We start from the raw sequence: 20,862 nt of genomic DNA on the forward strand, positions 1-20,862 counted from the left end.
GAGCCTGCATGAACAAGAAAAAACTCGTCATCGTCGGCGATTCGGCGTTTGCCGAAATCGCCCGCGAATACTTCGACGTCGACACCGACTATCAGGTGGTGGCATTCGCCGTGGAACAGGCCTGGCTGAAGCATGAGCAATTGCAGGGCCTGCCCGTCGTGGCCTTCGAGCAGCTGCACACGCTGTATCCGCCGCAGGAGCACGAGGTCTTCGTCGCCGTCGTCTACACGCAGCTGAACCGCCTGAGGACACGGCTTGCCGGCGAAGCGAAGGCCAGGGGCTACCGGCTCGCATCCTATGTCAGCCCGCGCGCCTTCGTGTGGCGCAACGTGACGCTGGGCGAGCACGTATTCATCTTCGAGGACAATACCGTCCAGCCATTTGTCGAGATCGGCAATAACGTCGTGCTGTGGAGCGGGAACCATATCGGCCATCACAGCAAGCTGCGCGACAACATCTTCGTCTCCTCGCATGTGGTCATTTCCGGCTTCTGCGATATCGGCGACAACGTCTTTCTCGGCGTGAATGCGACCATCGCCAACAACGTGACGATCGGCCGCGACAACTGGGTCAGCCCCGGCATGACCCTGATGCGCGATACCGAGCCGAATACCCTGTTCAAGGCCACGCATGCCGAGCCCGCCAAAGTGCCGGCGACACGCTTCTTCAAGGTGGACCCATGAAGTGGCGCAAGCACGGCGTGGTGTGGAAACCGTCGGGCGCGCAATGGTGGGCGCGCAGCCATGCGACCTGCCCGACACCGATCCGCATCGACGAGCATACACTGCGGGTGTACCTGCAATGCCGGGACGAGCACAACGTCGGGCGCATCGGTTTTGTCGACCTCGATCCGCTCGATCCGCGCAAGGTGATTCGTGAAAGCCTGGAACCCGTGCTGGACATTGGCTCGCCCGGCTCGTTCGATGACAACGGCGTGTTTCAGACATGCGTCATCCGAGCGCCCGATGGCCGCCTCTACATGTATTACGTCGGCTTCGAGCTTTGCCACCGGATCCGCTACCGTCTCCTGACGGGCCTCGCCGTCAGCATGGACAATGGAAACACCTTCCACCGCCTTCAAGCGACACCTGTGCTGGAGCGCAGCCCGGACGAACAGCTGTTTCGCTGCGGTCCCTGGGTCGAACATGACGGCCAGCACTTTCGCATGTGGTACGTGGCCGGCAGCGACTGGGAAACCATCGATGGCAAGCCGATGCCGATCTACGACATCCGGTATGCGCAGTCGAATGACGGCGTGCACTGGCCGGACCAGGGGCAAGTCGTACTGCCGATCGAGATGGAGAAGGAGCACGGCTTCGGACGCCCGGTCGTCCGGATCGGTCCTGAGGGCTACCGGATGTTCTATTCCATCCGCCAGCGCAACCCGACCCGGTATGGCCTGGGCTATGCGCAGTCGCGCGACGGGCTGCGCTGGGAACGGCGCGATGCCGACATGGGCCTGGACGTCACCGAGGGCGCATGGGATGGCGAGGCCATCTCCTACGCCATCGACATCGAAGCCGGCGGCAAGACCTGGTTGCTCTATAACGGCAACGATTTCGGCGGCACGGGATTCGGCATCGCGGAGCGCCTGCAGCCATGATGCAGGCGCGTTTTTTCGATGCCGGCGAGGCCGACGACGCCGGCCGCTGGGATGCCTTCTGCCGCGGCGCGCACGGCGCCACCTTCCTGCATTCGCGCGCCTTCCTCTCCTATCACGGCTCCCGCTTCCTGGACCGCTCCATCGTGATCGAGCGCGATGGCCAGTGGCTGGGGGTCATCCCGGCTGCCGAGCATCCCGCCGACCCGTCCATCGTCGTTTCCCATCCGGGCGCGAGCTACGGCGGGATCGTGCACCAGGGGCGTCTCCGGGGTGAGCAGATGCTGCATGCCCTCGACGCCGCATGCGCGCGCTGGGCCTCCGCCGGCTACGCGCGCCTGCAATACAAGGCCGTTCCGCACATCTACCACGCGGGTCCCGCCCAGGAAGACCTGTACGCGCTGTTCCGCGCCGGGGCCTTGCGCTATCGCGCCGACCTCTCCAGCTGCATCGACCTGCAGTATCGCCTCCCCGTCAGCGAACGCCGCCGGCGCGCCTGCAGGAAGGCGCAGGGGGCAGGCGTGCAGGTGGTCCAGGGCAGAGCCCATCTTGCGGCCCTGTGGCCGGTGCTGGCCGATAACCTCATGCGCAAGCATGGCGTCGCCCCGGTGCATACGCTCGACGAGATCACCCTGCTCATGGACCGCTTTCCCGAGCATATCCAGGTGATGGCCGCGCAGGTGGACGGCGCCGTCGAGGCGGGCATCGTCCTGTTTCTGGGGCAGACGGTTGCGCACGCCCAGTACATCGCGGCGAGCGCGCGCGCCTATTCGGTCAACGCCCTCGACCTGCTGTTCGAGGAAGCGATCATGCAGGCCTCCCGTTCCGGCAAGCGCTATTTCGATTTCGGCATCAGCACCGAAGACGCGGGACGGACCCTCAACGCAGGCCTGGCCCAGTTCAAGAACGAGTTCGGCGCCGGCGGAGTGGTCCACGAGTTTTACGAATTGAACCTGAAAGGAGCCGGGCATGCCTCTGAATGATTGCCGCCTGATTGAACTGCCGAAGATTTCCGACCCCCGCGGCAACCTGACCTTCGTCGAAGGCGGGAACCACATCCCCTTCGACATCAAGCGCGTCTACTACCTGTACGACGTCCCGGGCGGTTCCGACCGCGGCGCGCATGCGCACAAGAACCTGCACCAGTTTGTCGTGGCCATGTCGGGCAGCTTCGACATCGTGCTCGACGACGGCGACCGCCAGCGGCGCTTCCACCTGAACCGCTCCTACTACGGGCTGTACATCTGCCCGATGATGTGGCGTACCCTGGACAACTTCTCCTCGGGCGGCGTCTGCATGGTGCTGGCGTCGGAAGTGTATACCCCGGACGACTACATCCGGGACCACGACGAATTCCTCGCCCGCGCCCGGCAAATCAAGCTTGCCGGTGCATGAACTGCCCTACCGATACCATGCAGATAGACTTTCTCCATCTCGGCCGCGTCAACGCCCCCTACGCGGCGGCGTTTCGCGAGGCGATCGACCGGGTGCTGCGCTCGGGCTACTACATCCTGGGCCAGGAAACCCTGGCATTCGAACAGGAGTTCGCGCGCTACTGCGGCGTGCGGCACTGCATCGGCGTGGCCAACGGCCTGGATGCGCTGCACCTGATCCTGCGGGGCTACGGCATCGGCGCCGGCGACGAAGTCATCGTGCCGGCCAATACCTTCATCGCCACCTGGCTCGCCGTCAGCCTCGTCGGTGCGCGCATCGTGCCGGTCGAACCCGACGACGCGCGCTGGAATATCGACCCGAAGCGGATCGAGGAAGCGATCACGCCGCGCACCCGTGCGATCATGCCTGTCCACCTCTACGGCATGCCGGCGGACATGGATGCGATCAGGGAGATCGCGCGGCGGCACGGCCTTCGCGTGATCGAAGACGCGGCCCAGGCCCACGGCGCACTGTATCGGGGACGCCGCGCCGGCAGCCTCGGCGACGCGGCGGGCTTCAGTTTTTACCCCGGCAAGAACCTGGGCGCGCTGGGTGACGGCGGCGCCATCACGACGGACGACGACGAGCTCGCCGAGCGCCTGCGCAAGCTGCGCAACTACGGCTCGTCGGTCAAGTACCAGCACGATATGGAGGGCATGAATTCGCGCCTGGACGAAATCCAGTCGGCCGTGCTGCGCGTGAAACTGGCGCACCTGGATGCGGACAATGCAGCGCGCGCGGCGGCCGCGGCCCGTTATCGGGAAGCGCTGGCCGGGACGCCGGTCGAGCTGATCGGGCTGCCCGATGGCGCCGAGTCGGTCTGGCACCTGTTCGTCGTCCGTGCGCCCCGGCGCGACGCCCTGCGCGACTTCCTGGCCGAGCGCGGCGTCGGCACCCAGATCCACTATCCGGTGCCCTGCCACCGCCAGGAAGCGTTCGCCCGCGAGGCCTGGCCCGCCCTGCCCGTCACCGAGCGGCTGCAGGCGGAGATCCTGAGCCTGCCGATGTCGCCGATCCTGGGTGCGGACGAGGTGGCGTACGTGGCGGCCCAGGTGAAGGCCTTCTTCGCCTGAGAGAGAAGGCTCAGTTCGCGGCGAGCTTAGTTCGCCGCCAACTTATGCAGGTCCGCGCCCACCTTCTCCAGCACTGCCTGCCAGCTGGCGCCCGCCGGCTGGCGGTACAGCGTGACGCTCGGGTACCAAGGGCTGTCGCTGCGCTCGAGCATCCAGCGCCAGTCCGGGATCGGCGGCAGCAGGATCCAGACCGGCTTGCCCAGCGCAGCCGCCAGGTGGGCGACGCTCGTATCCACGCAGATCACCAGGTCCATCAGCTCGCACAGGGCCGCGGTATCGGCCATGTCGCCCAGCTGGGCGCCGAAATGGCGCAGCTGCGGCAGGGTGTCGAGCACGGCCTGGTCGGCCGCGCGGACTTCCTTCTGCAGGGAGATGAATTCGCAGTGCTCCGAGAGCAGCGCGCCGAAGTCGGACAAGGCGATGCTGCGGTGGCGGTCACCCTTGTGGATCGTGCTGCCGCTCCAGACGAGGCCGATGCGCGGCCTGGTCTTCGGGCCCAGCGTTTCCTGCCACTGGGCGACCCGGGCGGGATCGGCCTTCAGGTAACGGTCGGCCGATGGAATCGACGCGAGGGTGGTCTGGAATGCGCCCGGGAGGCTCATCAGCGGGCACTGGAAATCGAAGGACGGCAGCGAAGGGCTGCGCTCGATCACCTGCGCCACGCCCGGCAGGTCGCCCAGCAGGCGCGACAATCCCGGCTGGACTTCCAGGATCACGCGTGCGCCCAGCGCGGCGACCTTTTCCACGTAGCGGACCATTTGCAGGGTATCCCCCAGCCCCTGCTCGGCAAACAGCAGGATGGTCTTGCCTTCCAGCGCTTCGCTGCCGGTCCAGCGCGGCTGGGCGAAGTCGCGCTTCTCCTGGTAGACGCCGATGGTCGGCGTGTCCCAGCGCCACTCGTAGTCGCGCCAGCCTGCGAGAAGCTCGCCGCGGCGCAGGTTCATCAAGCCACGGTTCCAGTGGATCAGGCCGAAATCGGGATTGAGCGCCAGCGCCTTGTCATAGCTGTCGAGCGCCTCGTCGATCCGGTTGAGGTCGGCGAGCACGATGGCGCGGTTATGGTGCGCCTCGGACAATGCGGGTTCCCAGGCGATGACGTCGTCATAGGTTTGCAGGGCCTCCTCGTAGCGCCCCATTTCCAGCAAGAGGTTGCCACGGTCGCAGAGCCCGATCGGATACGACTTCAGGGCGAGCGCCTTGTCGAAGGCTTCCAGCGCCGCATCGAAGCGCTTCACCGCCTGCAGGCTCTTGGCGCGGTACTCGTGCAGTTCGGCGGATTCGTGGCCCAGGCGCAGCGCCACCTCGTAGCCCTTGATCGCCGCCTCGAATTCGTTCATTTTCCGCAGCGTTTCGCCCAGCCAGACATAGGCTTGCGCATAGTCCGGACGCAGCTGGATGGCCTGCTGCGAATTCTTCAGCGCGAGTTCCCAGCGCTTCAGCTCGAAATAGCTGATCGCCCTGTTGTGATAGGCCTCGGCCGACTCCGGGTTCCAGCGCAGCGCACGGCCGTAGCTGTCGATCGCCTCCTGGGTACGCCCGAGCCCCTGCAGGGCGATGCCGCGGTTGCAGTGGGCGTCGGCAAACCTGGGATTGAGTTCGATCGCCCGGTCGAAGCTGGCGAGCGCTTCCTCGAACTCGCTCTTGCCGCGGTAGGCATTACCGCGGTTGTTATAGGCTTCGAAGTAGTCGGGGAACAGGGCGAGCGCGCGTTCATAGCTGGCCAGCGCGGCGTCGTACTGCTCGAGCTCATTCAGGGCCACGCCACGGTTGTTATGGGCTTGCGCGTCTTCCGGGCTCAGGGCCAGCGCACGATCGTAGCTCTGCACCGCCTCCTCGTGCCGGCCCATGGCCTGCAAGGCGACGCCGCGGTTATAGTAGGCATCGGCATCGTTCGGCGCCAGCGCGAGCGCCCTGTCGTAGCACTGCAGGGCCTCGTCGAAGCGCTTCTGCTCCTTGCAGACGTTCCCGAGATCGCAATGCACGCCCGCCATGTTCGGGTTCTGCGCCAGCGCGGCGCGGAAGAAGCCGGCCGCAAGATCATGGTTCCCTTCCTGGAAGGCGATGATGCCGACGTGGTGCAGCGCTTCGGCATGCTTCGGCACCAATTGCAACACCTGCTCATAGGCAGCCGCCGCCTTCGCCAGGTCGCCCTGGTGATGGAAGTGCAGGCCTTCGTTATACAAGTGGTTCGCCTGCGCTTCGACAGCGGCGGCGCGCCCGTGCGATGGTATCGAAGGATTTTTTGCCATGATAGAAGTCTGGAAAGAAGTAGCGGGCGGCGGATCCATGGGGCGGAGCCCTGCCGGGACGTCCAAGGATTATAGATGGGTGCTTGCCACAGGGCAAAACATAAGAGGCGATGTTTAACCTTGTCGTGGTGGGCATGTGACATAGCTGGCAGGACTGTCATCGGAAGACGTTCGGACATTGTTAAAAAGATCAATAAAAAACTTTTTCAAAAAAATTTCCACACGGCACTTAATGCCCACGTGAAATTGGTCGTCTTGTACTTGTGAGAGCGCGACGAACCGCTGCTCCAGTTACGAACACCACTCAATTCAGGAGCTTTGACCATGCTGAGCCTTCACACCAACGCCGCCTCGCTGTCCGCACAAAATTCGATCAGCACCACCCAGAAATCCCTGTCGACCTCGATGACCCGCCTGTCGACCGGCTACCGCATCAACTCGGCAATGGACGACGCCGCCGGCCTGCAGATCGCTACCCGCCTGAAGGCACAGAGCAGCGGTATGGCCGTCGCCATGCGCAACACCCAGAACTCGATCTCGATGCTGCAGACCGCCGAAGGCGCGCTGAACGAAGTCGGCAACATCCTGGTCCGCATGAAAGACCTGGCCACCCAGTCCGCCGACGGCTCCTCGTCGACCGCCGACCAGGACGCGATGCAGGGCGAATTCGACCAGCTGACCAGCGAACTGAGCAACATCATGGCGAACACCAAGTTCGGCGGCAGCTCGCTGCTCCAGAACGCCACCACCAGCAAGCTGGGCGCCACCGCCGGCGTGACCTTCCAGATCGGCGCCGACTCGGCCGAGAAGATGGTCGGCAACTTCGCTACCGAACTGACCGCCGCTCACACCAACATCGTCGCCGCCGCCACCCAGTACAGCGGCTCGGCCGGTACCGCTGCCGCCACCGCCGGCACCGAAATCAACGCGACCAACGCCAACGGCACCATCGGCAAGCTGAGCACCGCCATCAACAGCGTCAGCGCACTGCGCTCGAAGCTGGGTGCTGTTGCAAACCGTCTGGACCACGTCTACAACAACCTGTCGAACGTGAGCACCAACACCGCCAACGCAACCGGCCGCATCATGGACGTCGACTTCGCGACCGAATCGTCGAACATGACCTCCAAGCAGATGCTGATGCAGGCATCGACCGCGATGCTGAAGCAGACCAACAGCATGTCGTCGATGGTCATGTCGCTCCTGCAGTAATCTTTCCTCCTGGGCACAAGCTCAGGTAGTATCGAGGGGCCGGCCGGCAACGGCCGGCCCCTTATTCTTTTGGTAGACCGCCATGGCCAGCATTCCGTCCATCGTTCCCCTCCTCCCGCCGGCCACGCCGCCGCTGAACGTCGGCGCGGTGGCCGCCGCCGCGCCGGTGGCGCTGGCGCCCTTCGACGCGGGCGACCCGCCGCTTCCGAGTTCCCAGCTGCTGCCCCAGGCGCCCGCCGGCGTCACCCCGGAGTCGAGCGGGGAAAGCGCCGCCATGCGGCCGGACCAGGTCTTCCTGGCGCGCCAGATGAGCTATCCGGTGGCCGACGGCCAGCGCCTGGCGGCATCCTGGCGCTCGATGGTGCGCACCTATGGCGACCAGCTGGCCGACCGCGCGCTGCGCCTGCATGCGGGGCAGCTGCCGCCCGCGGTGCTGGCGGCCAGCCAGGAAGGGCGCATCCTGCGCCAGCCGGACGGCGCGCTGCCGCCGGATGCCTGGCGCTTCACCGTGCACGCGGGCGGCGCCCGCGACCAGCACCTGGACGTGATCCAGGACGAGGCCGACGGCCCGTCCGGACGGCGCCGCCATGCGCGCGCGGCCCTGCGCCTGGAGCTGGAACTGGACGATGGCACGATGGTGGTGCTGCAGGTCGAGCCGATCCCCGGCGGGCTGGCGCTGGAACTGTGCGCGCCCGATGCGCCCGCGCTCGCGCGCCTGAAGGCGCTGCAGCCGGTGCTGGAAGATGCGGTGCAGCGCGCCGGCCTCAAGGTGCTGCGCTGGCGCTACCGCGACCGGCTGCCGCTGGCGCCCTCGCATGCGCGCCTGCAGGCGGGCGACGTGGTGCAGGTCCTGACCCTGCCGGTGTTCCGCGCGGTGGCCGAGCTGGCGCTGGCCTTGCCTTGCGAAGGCGCGAAAGACGATGCTGGGATGAAATAATATTTCAAAAACAAAGCCCCGCTGAAATATTCTTTCAGCGGGGCTTTTTCTATTCCGGCGGGCTGTTACCCGACCGTGCCGACGATCGAGACGTCGCGGTTCTCGGGAATCTCGTTATACGAGAGCACGTTCAGGCCCGGCGCGAACAGGCGCGCGTAACGCGCCAGCAGCGGGCGCACCTGCGGCAGCACGAGCAGCAGCGGCGGCGTGTGCTGGCCCTTCATTTGCTCGCGCGCGACCGGCATATTGATCTGCAGCTGGGACAGCAGCTGCGGGTCGATCGGGTAGTTATCGAGCGCCACCTTGCCGCCGCCGTTCTGGCGCGCCTGGTTCAGGGACCCGAGCAGCATGTTCTCGAGTTCGGCCGACAGGTTAAAGGCCGGCATGTCCTTTTTCTTGCCGAACAGGCCGGACACGATCTGGCGCCGCAGCGCACAGCGCACCTCGGCCGCCAGCAGGATCGGATCCTTGGTGGTCTCGGAGCTGTCCAGCAAGGTGGTGGCGATCACCACGATGTCCTTGAGCGACACGCCCTCCTGCAGCAGCACGCGGAACACGCGCAGCAGTTGGGTGTGGGACAGGGCCTTTTCCAGCGCGCCCGCCAGTTTCGGCGACAGGGCCGTGAGGCGCTCGATGATGGCCGGCACGTCCTCGTGGCGGAACAGCTCGTGCAGATATTCGCGCACCACCTTCGAGGTATGGGTCGCGATCGCGCTCGGCACCTCGACCACCTGGTAGCCCAGGCCGAGGGCGTGGCCCTTCTGGTCCGGGGTGATCCAGGTGATCGCCATGCCGTAGGCCGGCTCGATGCCCGGGATGCCATCGAGTTCGCCGTAGACGTTGGGCGACGGGATCGCCATCAGGTGGTCCGGCATCACCTCGGCCTCGGCCACGACGGTGCCCGACAGGCTGATCGCATACTGGGCCGGGCGCAGGGCCAGGTCGTCGCGCACGGAGATAGCCGGCAGCAGCATGCCCATCTGTTCGGACAGGCTCTGGCGCACGCCCTTGATGCGCTTGGCCAGCGGTTCGCCCTCGGCCTTGTCCAGCATGCCCACCAGGCGGTAGCCCACCGCCACCGTGACCGGCTGCACCACCGGGAGCGCCTGCCAGTCGAGTTCCGGCGCGCGCTCGTCGCGCAGCGCCGCTTCGATCGCGGCCACGCCGGCATTGTCGGGGGCCTTGACGCGCTTGGTGAGCTTCCAGCCGACGTAGCCGACCACGCCCGCGAAGATGAAGAAGGTCAGGGTCGGCATGCCCGGCACCAGGCCGAGGATGACCATCACGCCCGCGGCCGCGAACAGCACGGTCGGCTGGGCCAGCAGCTGGCCGCCGACCTGCTGTTCGAGGTCGCCCGACTCGCCGATGCGGGTCACCAGGATCGCGGCGGCGGCCGACAGCAGCAGCGCCGGGATCTGGGCCACCAGGCCGTCACCGATGGTCAGCAGCGCATAGACCTTGAAGGCTTCGCCCAGCGGCAGGCCGTGCATCAGGGCGCCGATCGCGACGCCGCCCACCAGGTTGATGATGAGGATCAGGATCGAGGCGATGGCGTCGCCGCGCACGAACTTCGAGGCGCCGTCCATGGCGCCATAGAAGTCGGCTTCGGCCGCCACATCCTTGCGGCGCTGGGTGGCCTTGTCCTGGTTGATCAGGCCCGCGTTCAGGTCGGCGTCGATCGCCATCTGCTTGCCGGGCAGCGCATCCAGGGTGAAGCGCGCCGACACTTCCGAGATACGTTCCGCGCCCTTGGTCACCACGATGAAGTTGATGATCATGAGGATCACGAACACCACCAGGCCGACCACGAAATTCCCGCCGATGACGACGTTGGCGAAGGACTCGATCACGTGGCCGGCCGCGTCCGGACCGTTATGGCCGTTGAGCAGCACCACGCGGGTCGAGGCCACGTTCAGCGCCAGGCGCATCAGGGTGGTGCCGAGGATCACGGTCGGGAAGACCGAAAAGTCGAGCGGCCGCTTGGCCGAGACCGAGACCAGGATCACGATCAGCGCCAGCACGATGTTGAACGTGAACAGCACGTCCAGCAGCACCGGCGGCAGCGGCAGCATGATCATGGCCAGGAGCGCGATCAGGAAGATCGGCGCCGCGAACTTCTGGCGTTTCAGCTCCGCGATGAAAGCGTTGAAATTGGCAAAGGGATTCATGCAGAAACCTCACTCAAATGCGATGGAACGACGACTTCATTGGGGAACCGCGGGGGCGCGTTGCGCCGGCCGGCACGGAAAGCGTTCAGTTGCAGGACATAGTTCAGTACCTGCGATACGGCCTGGTAGAGCTGGGCCGGGATCTGCTGCTGGACCTGGCTGGTGTTGTAGATCGCGCGCGCCAGCGGCGGCAGCGTCAATGTCTCGACCTTGTTCTCGAGCGCCACGCGCTTGATGTACAGGGCCATCTCGTCCACGCCCTTGGCCACCACGAAAGGCGCCTCGGCGCGCTTGGTGTCGTACTTCAGCGCCACCGCGTAGTGCTCGGGGTTGACGATCACCACGTCGGCCCCCGGCACGCTCTTTCTCACGCTGCGCTGGGCCAGCTGGTTCTGCAGCTGGCGGATGCGCTGCTTCACCTCCGGCCGGCCTTCGCTGCTCTTGTGTTCTTCCTTGACTTCCTGCTTGCTCATCTTCTGGTTCTTGTTGAACATGAAGGACTGCACCGGCACGTCGATCAGGGCAAAGGCGATGAACACCGCCACCATGGCCATCAGGCCGTCCAGCATCAGGCTCGCGCCGCCCGCCAGCGCATCGCTCAGCGGCAGGCGCTGCAGCTCGAGGTAGGCCTTGTAGCTCGACGTGCACACGTGGTAGAGCACCAGGCCGAGCATGATGGCCTTGGCGGTGCTGGTCGCGAAACCGACCCAGTGCTGCTGTCCGAACAACTTGCCCAGGTTGCTGACGGGGCTCAGGCGGCTGAACTTCGGCGCCAGGTTCTTGCTCGAGGCCACCAGGCCGCCCGGGAAGACGCCGGCCACGATGATCGCCACCGGCACCACCGCCAGCGGCAGCAGCATCTTCGCCATCAGCAGCAGCGCCGCCATGAACACCGTCGACATCGCATGTTCCATCGCCCCCGCCTCGCCCAGCGGCACGAACACCATGCGGAACAGGGTGCGGAAGGATTCCAGGTAGCCCGGCAGGAGCATGGCGAACAGCTTGAGGCTGACCAGGATGCCCACCGCCGTCGACAGGTCGCGCGAACGCGCGACCTGTCCCTCGTCGCGCGCCTTTTTCAGTTTCTGCGCTGAGGGCTTTTCTGTCTTGTCGCCACCGGTGCCGCTATCGGCCATGCGCCATCCTCATCTGCTCTTGCAGCATCTCCAGGATCTGGTTGGTCATCGCGATGTAGTGGTCCGGCACGAAGCGCACCACCTGCACCAGCATCAAGAGACCGAACACCGTCACCAGGGAGAAGCCCAGCGAAAACAGGTTCAAACTCGGCGCGACCCGGTTCAGGAAACCGAACCCGATCTGCACCACCATTGTCGAAAACACGATCGGCAGCGCCAGCAGCACCGCCGCGGAAAACACCCAGGCCAGGTTCAGCGCGATGGCTTCCAGCAGCATCGGCGCGAAGCCCGCCCCCACCGGCCAGGCCTTGAAGCTCTGCCCCACCACACCCATCAGCACCAGGTGCCCGTCGATCCCGAAGAACACCAGGATCGCCAGCAGCGACAGCAGGCTCGAGACCACGTCCGACATCTGGCCGTTCACCGGGTCGTTCATCTGCGCCATCGAAAAGCCGACCTGGCTCGAGGCCAGGAAGCCCAGCATGCCGATGACGGCCATGGTGAACTGCAGGGCCAGGCCGAGCACGCCGCCGATCACGGCCTGCTCCATCATCGCCACGACGCCCGCCAGCGAGAACGCGTCGGGCATGGCGCCGCCGGTCGCCTGGGTCATGGGCAGCATCACGAAGCTGAGCGCCACCGCAAGCAGTGCGCGCAGCGGCATCGGCACCGAACCCTCGCCCAGCACCGGGGCGGTGGTGAGCAGCGCCATGATGCGGCAGAAGGGCCACCACAGCGCATTCATCAGGGGCAGCAGGAAGCTGACCAGCTCCATCGGTTCGCGCCGCGCCCTAGGTCGCGAGCGTGGCCGCCCGCTGGAACACCGACACGCAGTAATCCATCAGCGTGGTCGTCATCCAGTGGCCGGCGACGATCACCGCCACCAGGGTCACCACGAGGCGCGGCAGGAAGCTCAGGGTCTGTTCGTTGATCTGGGTGGCGGCCTGGAACAGCGCCACGATCAGGCCCATGATCAGGCCCGGCACCACCAGCACCAGGACCAGCAGCATCACGATCTGCAGGGCTTCGACCACCAGGTCGACAGCGACGTCGGGACTCATGTCGTTATCCGTTATCTCTATTCTAGAAGCCGTGGATGCTGCCGACCAGGGTGTTCACGGTCAGGGTCCAGCCGTCCACCAGCACGAACAGCAGCAGCTTGAAGGGCAAGGAGATCACCAGCGGCGAGAGCATCATCATCCCCATCGCCATCAGGACCGAGGACACCACCAGGTCGATGATGAGAAATGGGATGAACAGCATCGCCCCGATCTGGAAAGCGGTCTTCAGCTCGGACAGCACGAAGGCCGCCAGCTTGACGGTGAAGCCGCGCTGCTCCGGGGCCAGGTTGGCCGGCTCGCCCGCCAGGTGGCCGACCTGGGCCAGCGCGGTCTTGCTGGTCTGGGCCAGCATGAAGCGCGACACCGGCACCTCGGCGATTCTCAAGGCCTGCTCCAGGCCGATCTTGTCGCGGTCGTAAGGCAGGAAGGCATCGCGCCACACGGCCTCGCCCACCGGGCGCATGACCAGGATGGTGAGGATCAGGGCGATGCCGGTGATGATCCGGTTCGGCAGGCCCTGCTGCAGGCCGAGGGCCTGGCGCAGCAGCGACAGCACGATCACGAAGCGGGTAAAGCTGGTCATCATCATGACCATCACGGGCAGCAGCCCGAGCAGGGTCATCAGGACCAGGATCTGCGACTTGACGGTCATCCCCTGGGTCGAGCCGGGGATCACGCCGGGCAGCACGCTTGCGCCCTCCTGGGCCGCCGCGGGCAAAGGCAGCAGGAGAAGCGACAGCATCAGCGCAGGCAGGGCCAGCACGGCGGCGCGGCGGGCTCCTGCCCCCGCGCCGCGGGTGAACCACATCATTTGGCCAGTGCGTCCAGGTTCAGGCCATCGAGGTCGATGACCTTCAGGCCGTACTGTTCGCCGGCGACGACGACTTCGGCGCGGCCGATCGGGGCGCCGTTGACCTTGATGACCAGCGGCTCGCCGGCCAGGGCGTCGAGCGGCACCACCGAGGACGGGCCGATCGCCATCAGTTCCTGCAGCGAGATGCGGGCCGAACCCACTTCCAGCGTCAGGGTCACCGGGATGCGGCGCATCATGGCCGGCAGCGTCCTGCCCGCGGGCTTGCCCGCGCTTGCTGCCGCGGCATCCACGCCATCGAGGTCGTCGATGATCACGTCGCCCAGTTGCTCGTTCAGGTTCATGTCCATTTATTCAGCGTCTTCGAAAGAGGTTAAACAGAGCTTGCCTTTGTGTTCGGCCACATTGGCGGTGAACAGGCGCGATTCGTCCAGCAGCACGTCGGCGCGCCCGACCGACACGGGAATGATGTCGCCCAGCTTCAGCGCGAACAGCGCTTCGAGCGTCATCTCCTTGCTCGCCAGGCGCCCTTCCAGCTTTACCGTCAGGCCGGTGGCAAGGGGTTCGCTGGCGCGCTGGGTGCGCACGCTGCTGCGTTCTTCCTTCAGGCCCTGCAGCACGTGCGACATCAGGCCCTGGTCGAGCGCGATCCAGGCGTGGCTCATCGGTTCGCCCGGCGCCACCTGCAGGTCGAGGCGGATCACCCAGCCCGCCTTGCCCGGCGCGCTCGCGGGGACCGCGGCTTCCAGCGCGGCCTGCGGGGTTTCTTCCACGCCGGCGCCGTGCAGGCCTTCCAGCACGCGCTGGTAGAGCTGGTCGACCAGCTGGCCGGTCAGGGTCGCGGCCAGGCGTTCCTCGGTGGCGGTAATACGTTCCAGGGCCGGGTCGCGCGCCTGGGCGGCGCCCGGGTTCTTCTTGCGGCCATAACGGCTGTCCAGCAGGCCAAGCAGCAGGCCGCGCTCGAAGGCGACGGCGGCGGCGCCCAGCGGGCCGCTCACTGCCTGCCAGCGCAGGCTGTCTTCTTCAGGCGCGCGCTCGAAGGCCAGGTGCGCCAGGCGCCAGGCGCCCCAGTAGCGGCGCCCGCCCGGCCCGCCCATCGCCGACCCCAGGGCTTCGGCAAAACGGCGCGCGAATTTCGGCAGCAAATGTACCGGGCGTCCCAGCAGGCTGGGATCGAGCACCTGGTAATCGGCAGCGCTTTTGCGATCGAGTGGATTCATCGGGATTGTTTATTGGTCACTGGGAAACGGCGAATGACTTTTTTTCATTCCTCAAGGAAACTATTATACATGGAGATTTGCTGCGGAGACTTTGACATTCGCCTTTGATTTCCTACTTGCCGTACGGTAATATCATGGTTATCGCATTGCAGCAACCGGCCTCCTCCCAGTACGTACAAGGGGACAACCCAATGAAAGGCTCAAGAATAAAACGGCCGTTCGTTGAACAGGATTTAACATTCGAAGCCCCTGAAGGGGCTTTCCGTCGACAAGAAAAGACACATTTTGTCGCCCCCGCGCAACAGCGGATTCACGACCACACAGCATTGGAATGAGCATGGGAACCGAACTTGCCGGTCTGATCAAAGCCGACCTTGCAGCACTGACAAACGAAGCCAACCGCCTCGCCATCGCGCCCGCCGCCAACCATTCGGCCCAGGGTGCATTTAACAATTCGCAAGGCGCCTTCTCGTTCACCCAGTCCATGAAAGACGCCATCGCCAGCGTGGACAACGAAGACCGCGCCGCCGGCGAGCGCATGGCCGCGGTCGATGCCGGCAAGAGCGACGACCTGGTCGGCGCCATGCTGGCCTCCCAGCAGGCCAGCCTGTCCTTTTCCATGCTGATGCAGGTTCGCAACAAAGTCATGGGCGCGGTCGACGATCTGCTCAAGCTTCCGGTGTAACGATTCCTCTTTCTAATTGGTGACCCGGCTCTTCGTTCACGCAGAGACGCTTTTCCTAGAGACCAACCTGTGATTTCAACCCTCAAGAACGCCGTTGGCAACAAACTGGCCGTACCAAGCCTGCCCCCGGCGTTGCGTAATAACATCAGCCTGCTCCTCGGCCTGGCCGTCGCCATCACGGCCGCGGTCATGCTCTACCTGTGGCAGGACCAGTCCAGCTACAAGCCGGTGTTCGGCGCGCGCGAAAAGGTTGCCGCCAGCGACATGATGAACGTGCTGGAAGCCGAAGCCATCCCCTACCGCGTCCATCCGGAAAGCGGCCAGGTGATGGTCCCGGCCGGCGACCTGGGCAAGGTGCGCATGCTGCTGGCCGCCAAGGGCGTGACCGCCCAGCTGCCGGCCGGCCTGGAACTGATGGACCGCAACGATCCGCTGGGCGTGTCGACCTTCGTGCAGGACGTGCGCTTCCGCCGCGGCCTGGAAGGCGAACTGGCGCAAAGCATCCTGACCATGGACGCGATCGCCTCGGCGCGCGTGCACCTGGCCATCGCCAAGTCGAGCTCTTTTGTTGCCGGCGCCGGCGACCAGTCCTCGGCCTCGGTCGTGGTCGCGGTCAAGCCGGGCCGTACGCTGTCGAACGAGCAGATCGCTGCGATCGTCAACATGGTCTCGAGCAGCGTCGCCAACCTGGCGCCCGCCCGTGTCTCGCTGGTCGACCAGGCCGGCAACTACCTGTCCTCGCGCGTCGACCTCTCCGACGGTTTCGACGGCCAGGTCCAGGGCGACACCGCATCGAAGCGCTACACCGACGAGGTGCGCAAGAACGTCAACGAACTCCTCGGTCCGGTGCTGGGCGCGAACAACTTCAAGCTCTCGGTGACCGCCGACGTCGACAACGACAAGGTCGAAGAAACCCAGGAAAAGTACGGCGAAGCCCCGAAGGTCACCAGCGAAGCGATGCGCGAAGAGATGGAGCGCAACCGCATGGCCCTGGGCGTGCCGGGCACCCTGTCGAACCGTCCTCCGCAGGCAGCCGACCCGGCCGCCGCCGCAGCCCCGGGCGCCGATCCGGCCGCTGCCGCCGCCAAGCCGGACGACGGCAGCGCGCGCAAGAACGCCACCACCCGCCAGTACGCCTACGACCGCGCGATCACCCAGATCAAGCGCTCGCGCGGCCGCCTGAAGAAGCTGTCGGTGGCGGTGGTGCTGAACAATGCCGTGGCCGCCAACCCGAAGGTCGGCTATACCCCGGCCGAACTGGCCAATATCGAGAAGATCCTGAAGGGCGGCCTGGGCATCGACGCCACCCGCGGCGACGTGCTGACCGTTTCCAGCCTGAGCTTCCCGGCCGCTCCGGTGGCCCAGGAATGGTGGCAGGAACGCGACAACGTGGTCGACATGACGAGCTGGGGCATTTACGCTCTCGGTGCGCTGCTCGCCTACTTCCTGCTGGCCCGCCCGCTGCTGCGCGCGCTGACCACGCGCCTGGCGCCGCAGCCGCCGCTGATGCCTGCCGCACCGGCCCTGCCGGGCGCGCCGGGCGCTGCAGCCGCTACTGCCGCCGCAGCCCTGCCGGCCGGTTCGCCTGCCGCACTCCCGGCAGGCAGCGCCGCCGCCCTGGGCGCCCCGCGCGCCGCCGGCGCCGCGGATCCGATGCCGGTTGTCCCGCTGCTCGAAAACTACGACCTCCCACCGGCCGGTTCGGCCGTGGACGTGATGGTCGACCACCTGAAAGTCCTGGCCGGCAAAGAGCCTGAGCGCGTTGCCGAAGTCGTCAAACAATGGGTACAGAAAAAACATGGCCGAACTGAATAACGCGGACAACCTTGAGGCCGTCCTCACCCCGGTCGAGCAGGCCGCCATCGTCCTGCTCTCGATCGGCGAGGAAGGCGCGGCCGCCGTGCTGCGCTGCCTCGAGCGCGAAGAGTTGCTGGAACTGACCCAGGTGATGTCGCGCATGAGCGGCATCAAGGTCGATTCGGTCAAGTCGGCCGTCCAGAACTTCTTCGACGATTATCGCCAGCAAAGCGGCCTGCACGCCGCCTCGCGCAGCTACCTCAAGCGCTCGCTCGACCTGGCGCTGGGCAGCGACATCGCCAACAGCGTGCTGAACACGATCTACGGCGACGCGATCCGCCCGATGATGGCGCGCCTGCAGTACGCCTCGCCCAAGTGGCTGGCCGAGTTCATCTCGAACGAGCACGTGCAGATGCAGGCCGTGTTCCTGGCCTTCCTGCCGCCCGCCCTGGCTTCGCAGATCCTGGAAGCGCTGCCGGAAGACGGCCGTGAACTGGTGCTGCTGAACATGGCGCGCCTGGACGAGATCGACCGCGACGTGCTGCACGAGCTGGAGGAGCTGGTCAACCGCTGCCTGGCCGCCCTGGATACCCAGAGCGCCAGCGTGGAAGGCGTGCGCCAGGTCGCCGAGATCCTCAACCGCCTGCAGGACAACCGCGCCGGCATGGTCGAGCTGCTGCGCGCCCACGATCCGGAAGTCGTGTCGCAGATCGAGATGTCGATGTACGACTTCTTCATCCTGTCGCGCCAGACCGAACAGGTCATCACCCGCCTGCTCGACGAAGTGCCGATGGAGCAGTGGGCGATCGCGCTCAAGGGCGCCGAGCCTGCGCTGCGCGATGCGATCCTGGCCGCCATGCCGAAACGCCAGGCCCAGAGCTTTGAAGACCTCATGCGCCGTTCCGGCCCGGTGCCGATGTCGCGCATCGAGCAGACCCGCCGCGAGATCATGGCCACCGTCAAGGAACTGGCCGACGCCGGCGAGATCGACGTCGCCCTGTTCGCCGAGGCGACCGCCGAATGAAGCAGTTCCGGCCCTATCACTTCCCTCCGCTGCACCAGTTCACCAGCGCCCTGCCGAAGGGCGCCGGCACTGGCGGCGGCGCCGGCTCGCCCGAGGAATGGCAGGCCGCGCTGGCCGACGGCTACCGCCAGGGCCAGCGCGAAGGCTACGAGGCGGGCCTCGACCAGGGCCGCGCCGACGGCTTCCCGGTGGGCCAGTCCGAAGGCCTGCAGCGCGGCGTCGAGGAAGGCCGCGCGATGGCCATGGAAGGTTTGGAGCAGCTGGCCAAGCCGGTCGACGCCATGCTGAAAAGCCTGAAGAAACTGAAGACCGACATGCGCGCCGCCCAGCGCAAGGAAGTCGTGGACCTGGTCGGCAAGATCGCCCGCCAGGTGATCCGCGCCGAACTCGCGCTGCAGCCGGTGCAGCTGCTGGCCCTCGTCGAGGAAGCCCTCGCCGTGATGCCGCCCTCGCGCGAGCAGGTCGAGGTCTTCCTGAATCCGGAAGAACTGCGCCGCGTGCTCGAACTCGATCCGAAGCGCGCCAAGAAGTGGACCCTGCTGCCCGACCCGGCGCTCGAACCGGGCGAATGCCGCGTGCGCTCGGGCGACCATGAAGTCGATGCCGGCTGCCAGGGCCGCCTGACGGCGGTGATGGACCAGGTCCGCGACCAGCTGCTTGGCGACGAGGAGGAAGAAGAGTGACCGCGCTCGCCCAGCGCCTGCGCGCCGTCGAACTCGGCGCGGTGCCGGTGGCCCTGCCCACCGGGCGCCTGGTCGGCGCCCAGGGCCTGCTGCTGGAGTCGATCGGCTGCCGCCTGCACACGGGCCAGCGCTGCCGCATCGAGACCGTCGATGGCGGCTGGTTGGACGCGCAGGTGGTCGGCTTCAAGGAAAAGATCTCCTACCTGATGCCGTTCAAGAAGGCGACCGGCCTGGTGACCGGCGCACGCGTGCTGCCGGTGAAGGAAAAGACCGAGCTGATGATCGGCGCCTCCTGGATGGGCCGCATGATCAACGGCATGGGCGAGCCGATCGACGGCTTGGGCAAGCTCGGTGGCGACCAGCCGCTGTCGACCACGCCGCCGAAAGTCAATCCGCTGCGCAAGGCCCCGGTGGAAGAGCCGCTGGACGTGGGCGTGCGCGCGATCAATTCGATGCTCACCATCGGCAAGGGCCAGCGGGTCGGCCTGATGGCCGGCTCCGGCGTCGGCAAGTCGGTGCTGCTCGGCCTGATCACGCGCCAGACCGTGGCCGACGTGATCGTGGTTGGCCTGATCGGCGAACGTAACCGCGAGGTGCGCGAATTCGTCGAGAAGTCGCTCGGCGTGGAGGGTTTGCGTCGATCCGTGCTGGTGGTGGCGCCGGCCGACGAATCGCCCCTGATGCGCGTGATGGCGACGGAGCTGTGCCACTCGATCGCGGCCCACTTCCGCGACCGCGGCCAGAACGTGCTGCTGCTGTGCGACTCGCTGACCCGCTACGCGATGGCGCTGCGCGAAGTCGCACTGTCGCTGGGCGAGCCGCCGGCCACCCGCGGCTATCCGCCCTCGGTGTTCTCGAACCTGCCGCAGCTGGTGGAATCGGCCGGCAACGGCGAGAACGCCAAGGGCAGCATGAGCGCGATCTACACCGTGCTGGCCGAAGGCGACGACCAGCAGGACCCGGTGGTCGATTCGGCGCGGGCGATCCTGGACGGCCACATCGTCCTGACCCGCGAGCTGGCCGAACGCGGCCACTACCCGGCCATCGACGTGGCCCAGTCGATCTCGCGCTGCATGGCCCAGGTGGTGCCGCAGGAACACGCCCTCGCCGCGCGCAAGCTCAAGGCGGCGCTGGCGAAACACGCCCGCGTGCGCGACCTGATCCCGCTGGGCGCCTACGTGCCGGGCGCGGATCCGGAGACCGACAAAGCGGTACGCCTGCATCCGCACATCGAAGCCTTCCTGTGCCAGGGCACGCGAGAAGAAGCGCCGATGGACGGCTGCGTCGAACAGCTGAAAGCGATGATGGCATGAGTGCTGCGAAACGCGCGCAAACCATCGCCAGCCTCGGCACCCTGGTGCAACTGCGCTCGCTCGACGTCGACCGCCTGCAGGCCGACCTGGCGGGCCAGGAAGCGACCCGCGTGCGCTACCAGAACAACCTGGCGCGCCTGGACGCGCTGGCGACCGGCAGCGGCGCCACCGGCGCCCTCCCCCCGGCGCTGGCGCTGAACTGCGGCGCCTACAAGCAGAACGTGATGGCGATGGCCGACCTGCACCGCACCGACCTGGCGCTGCACGAAGCGAACATGGCGGTGGCCCAGCGCACGCTGAGCGACGCCTGGACCCGCCGCGAACTGCTGGGCAAGGTACTCGAGCAGCAGGAAAGCCTGCATTCGAAGGAGCAGGACCGCATCGTGCGCAAGCGCGAAGACGATATCGCCACCCAGTCGTGGATGGCGAACCGGCCGGTGTGAACCGGGCAGACAGAGG

The 20,862-nt window shown here is 66.3% G+C and carries 21 protein-coding genes; 13 read left to right on the forward strand and 8 right to left on the reverse strand.

All coding sequences use genetic code 11. The annotated features are described in order from the left end of the window. Positions 1-8 precede the first annotated feature (8 nt). Genes ACQ7JA_RS23400 through ACQ7JA_RS23420 form a run of 5 tightly spaced genes read left to right on the forward strand, consistent with a single transcriptional unit; the run spans position 9 to position 4,107 of the window. Positions 9-683: an acetyltransferase gene (locus ACQ7JA_RS23400; RefSeq protein ID WP_430902105.1), complete on the forward strand. Its 675-nt coding sequence runs from the start codon at positions 9-11 to the stop codon at positions 681-683. Continuing rightward, positions 680-1,603, forward strand: coding sequence for a hypothetical protein (locus ACQ7JA_RS23405; RefSeq protein ID WP_430902106.1), 924 nt, complete (start codon positions 680-682; stop codon positions 1,601-1,603). The genes ACQ7JA_RS23400 and ACQ7JA_RS23405 overlap by 4 nt, the downstream gene beginning before the upstream one ends. After that, on the forward strand, positions 1,603-2,583 hold the full coding sequence (locus ACQ7JA_RS23410) for a GNAT family N-acetyltransferase (RefSeq protein ID WP_430902107.1): 981 nt from the start codon (positions 1,603-1,605) through the stop codon (positions 2,581-2,583). Before ACQ7JA_RS23405 ends, ACQ7JA_RS23410 begins: the two co-directional genes overlap by 1 nt. Further along, complete coding sequence (locus ACQ7JA_RS23415; RefSeq protein ID WP_430902108.1) at positions 2,570-2,995, forward strand: sugar 3,4-ketoisomerase; 426 nt, start codon at positions 2,570-2,572, stop codon at positions 2,993-2,995. Before ACQ7JA_RS23410 ends, ACQ7JA_RS23415 begins: the two co-directional genes overlap by 14 nt. A 17-nt stretch (positions 2,996-3,012) precedes the next feature. Beyond that, on the forward strand, positions 3,013-4,107 hold the full coding sequence (locus ACQ7JA_RS23420) for a DegT/DnrJ/EryC1/StrS family aminotransferase (RefSeq protein WP_430902109.1): 1,095 nt from the start codon (positions 3,013-3,015) through the stop codon (positions 4,105-4,107). Between the two features lie 26 nt (positions 4,108-4,133). On the opposite strand, the gene ACQ7JA_RS23425 is transcribed toward ACQ7JA_RS23420, so the two are convergent. Further along, positions 4,134-6,356 carry a tetratricopeptide repeat protein gene (locus tag ACQ7JA_RS23425; RefSeq protein ID WP_430902110.1) on the reverse strand — a complete coding sequence of 741 codons (2,223 nt, stop codon included), beginning with the start codon at positions 6,354-6,356 and terminating at the stop codon, positions 4,134-4,136. A 324-nt stretch (positions 6,357-6,680) separates the two neighbouring features. Here ACQ7JA_RS23425 and ACQ7JA_RS23430 point away from each other — a divergent pair, with 324 nt between their 5' ends. Both ACQ7JA_RS23430 and ACQ7JA_RS23435 read left to right on the forward strand, forming a co-directional pair. Then, a complete protein-coding gene (locus ACQ7JA_RS23430) occupies positions 6,681-7,568 on the forward strand; it encodes a flagellin (RefSeq protein ID WP_430902111.1) in 888 nt (295 codons plus the stop codon). Positions 7,569-7,650: 82 nt separating this feature from the next. Further along, positions 7,651-8,505, forward strand: a complete 855-nt coding sequence (locus ACQ7JA_RS23435; RefSeq protein WP_430902112.1) for a hypothetical protein — start codon at positions 7,651-7,653, stop codon at positions 8,503-8,505. 65 nt (positions 8,506-8,570) lie between these two features. On the opposite strand, the gene ACQ7JA_RS23440 is transcribed toward ACQ7JA_RS23435, so the two are convergent. From ACQ7JA_RS23440 to ACQ7JA_RS23470, 7 genes are read right to left on the reverse strand one after another with little or no spacing between them, the layout of a single operon-like run. Beyond that, on the reverse strand, positions 8,571-10,673 hold the full coding sequence (locus ACQ7JA_RS23440; RefSeq protein ID WP_430902113.1) for a flagellar biosynthesis protein FlhA: 2,103 nt from the start codon (positions 10,671-10,673) through the stop codon (positions 8,571-8,573). Next, complete coding sequence (gene flhB / locus ACQ7JA_RS23445) at positions 10,670-11,809, reverse strand: flagellar type III secretion system protein FlhB (protein ID WP_430902114.1); 1,140 nt, start codon at positions 11,807-11,809, stop codon at positions 10,670-10,672. The genes ACQ7JA_RS23440 and flhB overlap by 4 nt, the downstream gene beginning before the upstream one ends. Then, positions 11,799-12,584, reverse strand: coding sequence for a flagellar biosynthetic protein FliR (gene fliR, locus ACQ7JA_RS23450; RefSeq protein WP_430902115.1), 786 nt, complete (start codon positions 12,582-12,584; stop codon positions 11,799-11,801). The genes flhB and fliR overlap by 11 nt, the downstream gene beginning before the upstream one ends. 16 nt (positions 12,585-12,600) lie before the next feature. Further along, positions 12,601-12,870: a flagellar biosynthesis protein FliQ gene (gene fliQ / locus ACQ7JA_RS23455; RefSeq protein ID WP_430902116.1), complete on the reverse strand. Its 270-nt coding sequence runs from the start codon at positions 12,868-12,870 to the stop codon at positions 12,601-12,603. A gap of 22 nt (positions 12,871-12,892) precedes the next feature. Beyond that, positions 12,893-13,678, reverse strand: a complete 786-nt coding sequence (gene fliP, locus ACQ7JA_RS23460) for a flagellar type III secretion system pore protein FliP (RefSeq protein WP_430902148.1) — start codon at positions 13,676-13,678, stop codon at positions 12,893-12,895. After that, the gene (locus ACQ7JA_RS23465) at positions 13,678-14,031 is read right to left on the reverse strand and encodes a FliM/FliN family flagellar motor switch protein (protein WP_430902117.1); all 354 of its coding nucleotides are present in this window, start codon (positions 14,029-14,031) and stop codon (positions 13,678-13,680) included. Before ACQ7JA_RS23465 ends, fliP begins: the two co-directional genes overlap by 1 nt. After that, positions 14,032-14,901, reverse strand: a complete 870-nt coding sequence (locus ACQ7JA_RS23470; RefSeq protein ID WP_430902118.1) for a FliM/FliN family flagellar motor switch protein — start codon at positions 14,899-14,901, stop codon at positions 14,032-14,034. It abuts the gene before it with no gap. A 337-nt stretch (positions 14,902-15,238) separates the two neighbouring features. On the opposite strand from ACQ7JA_RS23470, the gene ACQ7JA_RS23475 reads away from it, so the two are divergent. From ACQ7JA_RS23475 to ACQ7JA_RS23500, 6 genes are all read left to right on the forward strand, one after another. Next, positions 15,239-15,586, forward strand: a complete 348-nt coding sequence (locus ACQ7JA_RS23475) for a flagellar hook-basal body complex protein FliE (protein ID WP_430902119.1) — start codon at positions 15,239-15,241, stop codon at positions 15,584-15,586. Between the two features lie 69 nt (positions 15,587-15,655). Continuing rightward, positions 15,656-17,401 (forward strand): flagellar basal-body MS-ring/collar protein FliF, encoded by a 1,746-nt coding sequence (gene fliF / locus ACQ7JA_RS23480; RefSeq protein ID WP_430902120.1) that lies wholly within the window; start codon positions 15,656-15,658, stop codon positions 17,399-17,401. Further along, positions 17,385-18,407 carry a FliG C-terminal domain-containing protein gene (locus ACQ7JA_RS23485; protein WP_430902121.1) on the forward strand — a complete coding sequence of 341 codons (1,023 nt, stop codon included), beginning with the start codon at positions 17,385-17,387 and terminating at the stop codon, positions 18,405-18,407. Before fliF ends, ACQ7JA_RS23485 begins: the two co-directional genes overlap by 17 nt. Further along, on the forward strand, positions 18,404-19,090 hold the full coding sequence (fliH, locus tag ACQ7JA_RS23490; RefSeq protein WP_430902122.1) for a flagellar assembly protein FliH: 687 nt from the start codon (positions 18,404-18,406) through the stop codon (positions 19,088-19,090). Before ACQ7JA_RS23485 ends, fliH begins: the two co-directional genes overlap by 4 nt. After that, positions 19,087-20,403, forward strand: coding sequence for a flagellar protein export ATPase FliI (gene fliI / locus ACQ7JA_RS23495; protein WP_430902123.1), 1,317 nt, complete (start codon positions 19,087-19,089; stop codon positions 20,401-20,403). Before fliH ends, fliI begins: the two co-directional genes overlap by 4 nt. Continuing rightward, a complete protein-coding gene (locus tag ACQ7JA_RS23500; RefSeq protein WP_430902124.1) occupies positions 20,400-20,846 on the forward strand; it encodes a flagellar FliJ family protein in 447 nt (148 codons plus the stop codon). Before fliI ends, ACQ7JA_RS23500 begins: the two co-directional genes overlap by 4 nt. The last annotated feature ends 16 nt before the right edge of the window (positions 20,847-20,862 follow it).

It is taken from the genome of Massilia sp. BKSP1R2A-1 (genome assembly GCF_050586525.1).
GTDB lineage: Bacteria > Pseudomonadota > Gammaproteobacteria > Burkholderiales > Burkholderiaceae_D > Telluria.

Coding starts and splice junctions, on each gene's coding strand:
- ACQ7JA_RS23435 (WP_430902112.1), top strand. CDS start 7,651: ATGGCCAGCATTCCGTCCATCGTTCCCCTCCTCCCGCCGGCCACGCCG.
- ACQ7JA_RS23440 (WP_430902113.1), bottom strand. CDS start 10,673: ATGAATCCCTTTGCCAATTTCAACGCTTTCATCGCGGAGCTGAAACGC.
- ACQ7JA_RS23415 (WP_430902108.1), top strand. CDS start 2,570: ATGCCTCTGAATGATTGCCGCCTGATTGAACTGCCGAAGATTTCCGAC.
- ACQ7JA_RS23475 (WP_430902119.1), top strand. CDS start 15,239: ATGGGAACCGAACTTGCCGGTCTGATCAAAGCCGACCTTGCAGCACTG.
- ACQ7JA_RS23500 (WP_430902124.1), top strand. CDS start 20,400: ATGAGTGCTGCGAAACGCGCGCAAACCATCGCCAGCCTCGGCACCCTG.
- fliH (WP_430902122.1), top strand. CDS start 18,404: ATGAAGCAGTTCCGGCCCTATCACTTCCCTCCGCTGCACCAGTTCACC.
- flhB (WP_430902114.1), bottom strand. CDS start 11,809: ATGGCCGATAGCGGCACCGGTGGCGACAAGACAGAAAAGCCCTCAGCG.
- ACQ7JA_RS23430 (WP_430902111.1), top strand. CDS start 6,681: ATGCTGAGCCTTCACACCAACGCCGCCTCGCTGTCCGCACAAAATTCG.
- ACQ7JA_RS23400 (WP_430902105.1), top strand. CDS start 9: ATGAACAAGAAAAAACTCGTCATCGTCGGCGATTCGGCGTTTGCCGAA.
- ACQ7JA_RS23410 (WP_430902107.1), top strand. CDS start 1,603: ATGCAGGCGCGTTTTTTCGATGCCGGCGAGGCCGACGACGCCGGCCGC.
- ACQ7JA_RS23405 (WP_430902106.1), top strand. CDS start 680: ATGAAGTGGCGCAAGCACGGCGTGGTGTGGAAACCGTCGGGCGCGCAA.
- fliR (WP_430902115.1), bottom strand. CDS start 12,584: ATGGAGCTGGTCAGCTTCCTGCTGCCCCTGATGAATGCGCTGTGGTGG.
- ACQ7JA_RS23470 (WP_430902118.1), bottom strand. CDS start 14,901: ATGAATCCACTCGATCGCAAAAGCGCTGCCGATTACCAGGTGCTCGAT.
- ACQ7JA_RS23425 (WP_430902110.1), bottom strand. CDS start 6,356: ATGGCAAAAAATCCTTCGATACCATCGCACGGGCGCGCCGCCGCTGTC.
- ACQ7JA_RS23485 (WP_430902121.1), top strand. CDS start 17,385: ATGGCCGAACTGAATAACGCGGACAACCTTGAGGCCGTCCTCACCCCG.
- fliQ (WP_430902116.1), bottom strand. CDS start 12,870: ATGAGTCCCGACGTCGCTGTCGACCTGGTGGTCGAAGCCCTGCAGATC.
- ACQ7JA_RS23420 (WP_430902109.1), top strand. CDS start 3,013: ATGCAGATAGACTTTCTCCATCTCGGCCGCGTCAACGCCCCCTACGCG.
- ACQ7JA_RS23465 (WP_430902117.1), bottom strand. CDS start 14,031: ATGGACATGAACCTGAACGAGCAACTGGGCGACGTGATCATCGACGAC.
- fliP (WP_430902148.1), bottom strand. CDS start 13,678: ATGTGGTTCACCCGCGGCGCGGGGGCAGGAGCCCGCCGCGCCGCCGTG.